Origin of the sequence: Kribbella sp., from assembly GCF_035655035.1 — a bacterium.
Taxonomy (GTDB): domain Bacteria; phylum Actinomycetota; class Actinomycetes; order Propionibacteriales; family Kribbellaceae; genus Kribbella.
On sequence record NZ_DASRVN010000376.1, the window covers coordinates 1 to 5,943 of the forward strand.

The following is a 5,943-nucleotide window of genomic DNA, read 5'->3' on the forward strand; positions in this document are numbered from 1 at the left end:
GCGGCCGCCTGGACGACGGCACCACCGGACGTGGTGGCGCGCACCGTCGTACGGGAGATCCAGGACCTGTTCCGCGCGGTCGCGTCCGCCGACGAGATCCAGCGGGCCGCCGCCGCCGCGGCCGAGGCGTCGCCGGCCGTCGCCGAGCTACTGCTTGCCTACGGCACCGGTCGTACCGCCGACGCGCTGGCGCACTACGAGCAGCATCACGGCTGATCGCCTGATATAGCACAGGCCGACTGGACTTTTGCCGCCGTCTCACGCCTTGTCGCGGTGGAATGCGACCGCCTCGCACTGATGTTGGGTTGCGAAGGCAGGGCCGATCGCCCTGCCTTCGATCGTGGGTGAGGAGACAGTTGTGCGTGCGTTTCGGCGGGTTGTCGCGGTGGTCGGGGCTATCACCTTGGCGGCGGCGATGGTTGCCTGCGGCAGCGACCAGAAGGATTCCGCGGCCGGACCGGACCTCGGGCTGATGCAGGCCGGGACGCTGCGGATCGGGACGCTGACCGACGCGCCGCCGAACGTGTACGTGAAGGACGGCAGGTTCACCGGGTTCGACAACGACCTGATCAGCGCGGTCGCGGCGAAGCTGAACCTGAAGCCCGAGTTCGTCGGCACCGACTTCTCGGCGCTGCTGTCCCAGGTCAACGGCGGCCAGTTCGACCTCGGCAGCTCGTCGATCACGGTCACCGAGGCCCGTAAGAAGACGGTTGCGTTCAGCAACGGGTATGACTTCGGCTATCTCGGGCTCAACACCACCAAGAGCTCCGGGATCACGAAGTTCGACCAGCTGCCGGGCAAGCGCGTCGTGGTGGTCCAGGGCACCGTCCAGGACGACTACGCCACCCAGAAGGGCCTGAACCCGGTCCGCGTACCGAACTACAACGCCGCCCTCGGCCAGCTCAAGGCCGGTACGGCGGATGCCTGGGTCTCGCCTGCCGAGATCGGCGAGAAGATGGCCAAGGAGCAGGGCGGCGGCACGGTGATCCTGGCCGCCAAGGAGCTCAGTGACGCGCCGATGGCGTTCGCGGTCGCGAAGCACAACGACAAGCTCCGCGAGGCCGTCAACAAGGCGCTCGACGAGGTGATCGCGGACGGCACCTGGACCAAGCTGGTCGAGCAGTACTACCCGGGTCGCGCCGTACCGGCGAACTTCAAGCCCGGCAGCGGATCGGTCAAGTTCACGGCTCCCAAAGCCTGATGGACATCTGGTCCACCCTGCGTGACACCTTCCTCGACTGGGAGTCGATGAAGGAAGTACTGCCCGAGATGCTCAAGGTCGGGCTGGTCAACACGCTGATCCTGGCGGCCGCCTCGGTCGTGCTGGGCACCGTGCTCGGCATGATCGTGGCGGTCCTCGCCCTGTCCCGGACGCGCTGGCTGCGCTGGCCGGCGAAGATCTACACCGACATCTTCCGCGGCCTGCCCGCGATCCTGACCATCCTGCTGATCGGCCAGGGTCTGTCCCCGATCACCCGGCACTGGTGGGGCCCGAACCCGTACCCGCTCGGCATCCTCGCGCTCTCGCTGATCGCCGCGGCGTACATCGGGGAGATCTTCCGCTCCGGGATCCAGAGCGTGGAGAAGGGCCAACTGGAGGCGGCGCGCGCCCTCGGGTTCAGCTACCCGAGCGGGATGCGGCTGGTCGTCATCCCGCAAGGGGTACGGCGGGTGCTCCCGGCGCTGGTGAACCAGTTCATCGCGCTCGTGAAGGACTCCAGCCTGGTGTACTTCCTGGGCCTGCTCGCGAGTCAGCGTGAGCTGTTCCGGATCGGCCAGGACGCGGCCGCGACCAACGGCAACCTGTCGCCGCTGCTGCTCGCGGGCATCTTCTACCTGGTGATGACGGTTCCGCTGACCCATCTGGTGAACCACTTCGACAAGCGTCTCCGCGAAGGGCGTCCGGTGGAGGAGGTCGAGCATGCAGCACGTTGAGGCCGCGAGCCTGGAGGTCAGCGGCGTCGAGCTCGCGTTCGGCAGCAACAAGGTGCTGCGCGGCGTCGACCTCGCCGTACCGGCCGGACGGACCGCGTGCGTGATCGGCCCGTCGGGTTCCGGGAAGTCGACGCTGCTGCGGGCGATCAACCGGCTGCTCGAGCCCGACGCGGGCGATGTGAAGCTGGGCGGTGAGTCGGTACTGCGGGGTGACCCGGACGTCCTGCGCCGCCGGATCGGGATGGTGTTCCAGCACTTCAACCTGTTCCCGCACAAGAGCGTGCTCGACAACATCACGCTGCCGCTGCGCAAGATCAAGAAGCTCGATACCGAGTCCGCACAGGCCGCGGCGCGTGAGCAGCTCGAGCTGGTCGGCCTCGCGCACAAGGCGGCCGCGCGCCCTGGGAACCTGTCCGGCGGTCAGCAGCAGCGGGTCGCGATCGCGCGGGCGCTGGCGATGAAGCCCGAGGTGATGCTGTTCGACGAGGCCACCTCCGCGCTCGATCCGGAGCTGGTGAAGGGCGTGCTCGCGTTGATGGCGGACCTGGCCGGCGCCGGGATGACGATGGTCGTCGTCACCCACGAGATGGGGTTCGCCCGCGAGGTCGCGGACCAGGTCGCGTTCATGGACCAGGGCGTCGTGGTCGAGTCCGGCGTACCGGGCCAGATGTTCGGCGCGGCCGAGTCGCCGAGGTTACGTCAATTCCTGTCACAAGTGCTCTAGCGTGGTGTTTGTGAGGTAGTGAACCACCCACCGCCCTGGGGGGAACATGGACGTTCGCTTGACGCGTGCGGGGAACAGGGCCGTCGGACTGGCGGTCATGATGCTGGTGAGCGCGGTGATCGGTACGGTCGTGGTGGCCGCCGCGAAGTCACCGGCCCAACCCGTCACGCCCACACCACCTGCCGCGGCGGCTGTCGTCACGCCCAAGCCGACGCCGTTGCCGACGAAGTACGTCGTACTGACCTTCGACGACGGTCCGGACGCCGAGTACACCCCGAAGGTGCTCGACGTGCTGGCGAAGTACGACGCCAAGGCGACGTTCTTCGAGGTCGGCCAGAACGTGCGCAAGCATCCGGAGCTGACCAAGCGGATCCACGACGCCGGCCACAGCGTGCAGAACCACACCTGGGACCACAGCGACCTGCGCAAGCTGACCGCTGCCAAGTTCCAGCAGGAGGTCTCGTCGACGGACCAGGCGATCCGCGCCCAGACAGGCAGTACGCCGACCTGTCTGCGGCCGCCGTACGGCGGGGTGAGCGCAACCGTCCGCCAACGAGCCCGTCAACTCGGTAAGGGCCTGGTTGTGTGGACCGTCGACTCACGCGACTGGACCAAGCCCGGTACCGCCGCGATCGTGCAGCGGGTGCTGAAGAACGTGCACAGCGGCTCGGTGATCCTGATGCACGACGGCGGCGGCAACCGCGCGCAGACGGTGGCCGCGCTGCCGGCGATCCTGACGGCCTTGAAAGCGCAGGGGTACGGCTTCCGCACGCTGAGCTGTTAGGAGAGGGAGCCCACCAGCGGTACGACGTCGGCGATCGAGGAGACGATCCGGGTCGGGCGGTACGGGAATCGCTCGACCTCGTGCTCGCCGGTCGACCCGGTCAGCACCAGCACGCTCCGCAGGCCCGCCTCCAGACCGCTGATGATGTCGGTGTCCATGCGATCGCCGATCATCACGGTGGTCTCGGAGTGGCCCTCGATCCGGTTCAGCGCGCTGCGCATCATCAGTGGGTTCGGCTTGCCGACGAAGTACGGCGCGATGCCGGTCGCGCGGGTGATCAGCGCGGCCACGGAGCCGGTCGCGGGCAGCGGGCCCTCCTGGGACGGGCCGGTCGGGTCCGGGTTGGTCGCGATGAACCGGGCACCGTCGGTGATCAGCCGGATCGCCTTGGTGATCGCCTCGAACGAGTACGTCCGGGTCTCGCCGAGCACGACATAGTCCGGGTCGCGCTCGGTCAGCACGTACCCGATCTCGTGCAGCGCGGTGGTCAGCCCGGCCTCGCCGATCACGTACGCCGTACCGCCGGGCCGCTGGTCGTCGAGGAACTGGGCCGTGGCGAGCGCGCTGGTCCAGATCGCCGTCTCCGGGATGTCGATGCCGGCCGCCAGCAGCCGGGCGCGGAGGTCGCGCGGGGTGAAGATCGAGTTGTTGGTGAGGACGAGGAACTTCTTGCCGGACGCCTGCAGCGCGGCGATGAAGTCGCTGGCGCCGGGGATCGCGCGCTCCTCGTGCACGAGGACGCCGTCCATGTCGGTCAGCCAGGTGTTCACCGGTTTGGGCTCGGTCACCCGCTCATCGTAGAGGCCCGGGCGGCGAGATCCCGGAGTTTGTCGACCATCGCGTTCGGGTCGTCGGCGGCGTACACCGCGGAGCCGGCCACGAAGACGTCGGCGCCGGCCTCCGCGCAGCGCTCGATCGTCTCGGCCGAGATGCCGCCGTCGATCTCGATCCAGAGGTCCAGGCCGTGCTTGTCGAGCAGCTCGCGGGTGCGGCGGATCTTCGGCACGCACACGTCGAGGAACTTCTGCCCGCCGAAGCCGGGCTCGACGGTCATGATCAGGATCATGTCGAGCTCGGACAGCAGGTCCTCGTACGGCTCGATCGGGGTCGCGGGCTTCAGCGCCATCGCAGCCCGGGCGCCTTTCGCGCGGATCTCCCGCGCGGTCCGGATCGGGGCCTTGCAGGCCTCGGCGTGGAACGTGACGCTGGACGCGCCGGCCTCGACGTACCCGGGCGCCCAGCGGTCCGGGTCCTCGATCATCAGGTGACAGTCCAGCGGCTTGTCAGTTGCCTTCGCCAGCGACTCCACCACCGGCATCCCGAGGGTCAGGTTCGGCACGAAGTGGTTGTCCATCACGTCGACGTGCAGCCAGTCCGCATTCGACACGGCCACCGCCTCGTCGGCCAGCCGGGCGAAGTCGGCGGACAGGATGCTCGGCGCGATCTGAATCCCCATGGCGTCAATCTATCGAGCGCCGACCGCGCACCCTGCAGCCGGTCTCATCCGGTGAGCCCAGCGGCACGCAGCCAGGCCAGGGCTTCTGCGGGTGTGCTGACGACGGTCAGGCCGTCGGGAAGTGGTGGGCGGCGGATCATGATCACCGGGACGTGCAGGTGCCGGGCGGCGCGGAGTTTGGGGGCCGTGGCGGGGCCGCCGCTGTTCTTGGTGACGAGTACGTCGATCCGGTGGTGCTCGAGGAGCTCCAGCTCGTCGGCGTCCGAGAACGGACCACGGGCGAGGAGGAGTTCGCACCAGGTCGGCGGGGGCGAAGGCGGGTCGACACAGCGCGCGAGGGTCCACAGGCCGGTGGTTGCGAAGGCGTCGAGCCCCTGGCGGCCGATCGTGAGGAACACCCGGGACCCGATCCGAGGAAGCAGTTCCGCGGCCGCGGCAGTTGTATCAACCCAATGCCAGTCCACCGAGGTGCCCACCAGGCGGGCGGGCCCCTGGGGTCCGGAGGTGTCTCGCGGGCCGGCCGCGTCTTCGGGGGTCCAACCCGGGCGGCGTAGGACCACGTACGGGGTTGCGGTTCGGGTGGTGGCGAGTGCGGCGTTGGCAGTGATTTGGCCGGCGAACGGGTGGGTGGCGTCGACGACAGCGTCGACTGGATTGCTCTGGAGCCAACTGGCCAGGCCGTCCGAACCGCCGAAGCCGCCGACGCGGACCTGGCCGGCGGGTTGGCGGGCATCGGTTGTCCGGCCGGCCAGGGACGAGACCACCTCGATGCCGTCGGCAACCAGCAAGGCGGCCAGTTCGCGAGCCTCGCCGGTGCCGCTGAGCAGCAGGACCTTCATCGAGTGCGGTCGGCCGAGTAGAGGTGGCTGTCACGGAAGGCCGTTGCCGACAGCACCTTTCCCACGATGATGACCGCGGTACGGCGGATGCCCGCGGCCTGCACCTGGGCGGCGATGTCGCCGAGCGTGCCGCGGAGTACGACCTCGTCGTCGCGGGAGGCGCGGGCGACCACCGCGACCGGGCAGTCGGCGCCGTAGTTCGGCA

Annotated in this window: 7 protein-coding genes and 2 pseudogenes; 5 read left to right on the forward strand and 4 right to left on the reverse strand. The window is 69.0% G+C overall.

What is annotated here, in order from left to right:
* The 5 genes and pseudogenes from VFF46_RS21175 to VFF46_RS21195 form a co-directional block, all read left to right on the forward strand.
* Window positions 1-216 (forward strand): annotated as a pseudogene (locus VFF46_RS21175) (DNA-binding protein); the annotation flags it as partial.
* Between the two features lie 142 nt (window positions 217-358).
* Window positions 359-1,201, forward strand: a complete 843-nt coding sequence (locus VFF46_RS21180) for an ABC transporter substrate-binding protein (protein WP_325038906.1) — start codon at window positions 359-361, stop codon at window positions 1,199-1,201.
* Entirely contained in the window at window positions 1,201-1,935 is a 735-nt protein-coding gene (locus tag VFF46_RS21185; protein ID WP_325038907.1) for an amino acid ABC transporter permease, read from the forward strand. Before VFF46_RS21180 ends, VFF46_RS21185 begins: the two co-directional genes overlap by 1 nt.
* Window positions 1,922-2,659: an amino acid ABC transporter ATP-binding protein gene (locus tag VFF46_RS21190; protein WP_325038908.1), complete on the forward strand. Its 738-nt coding sequence runs from the start codon at window positions 1,922-1,924 to the stop codon at window positions 2,657-2,659. Before VFF46_RS21185 ends, VFF46_RS21190 begins: the two co-directional genes overlap by 14 nt.
* 97 nt (window positions 2,660-2,756) lie before the next feature.
* A complete protein-coding gene (locus VFF46_RS21195; RefSeq protein ID WP_325038909.1) occupies window positions 2,757-3,443 on the forward strand; it encodes a polysaccharide deacetylase family protein in 687 nt (228 codons plus the stop codon).
* On the opposite strand, the gene VFF46_RS21200 is transcribed toward VFF46_RS21195, so the two are convergent.
* From VFF46_RS21200 to VFF46_RS21215, 4 genes and pseudogenes are all read right to left on the reverse strand, one after another.
* Window positions 3,440-4,192 (reverse strand): HAD-IIA family hydrolase, encoded by a 753-nt coding sequence (locus VFF46_RS21200; protein WP_325038912.1) that lies wholly within the window; start codon window positions 4,190-4,192, stop codon window positions 3,440-3,442. The two genes, VFF46_RS21195 and VFF46_RS21200, sit on opposite strands and share 4 nt — an antisense overlap.
* Before the next feature lie 35 nt (window positions 4,193-4,227).
* The gene (gene rpe, locus VFF46_RS21205; protein ID WP_325038910.1) at window positions 4,228-4,899 is read right to left on the reverse strand and encodes a ribulose-phosphate 3-epimerase; all 672 of its coding nucleotides are present in this window, start codon (window positions 4,897-4,899) and stop codon (window positions 4,228-4,230) included.
* A 44-nt stretch (window positions 4,900-4,943) separates the two neighbouring features.
* Window positions 4,944-5,738, reverse strand: coding sequence for a cobalt-precorrin-6A reductase (locus VFF46_RS21210; protein WP_325038911.1), 795 nt, complete (start codon window positions 5,736-5,738; stop codon window positions 4,944-4,946).
* Window positions 5,735-5,943, reverse strand: a pseudogene (locus VFF46_RS21215) (precorrin-4 C(11)-methyltransferase); the annotation flags it as partial. The pseudogene VFF46_RS21215 and the gene VFF46_RS21210, both read right to left, overlap by 4 nt.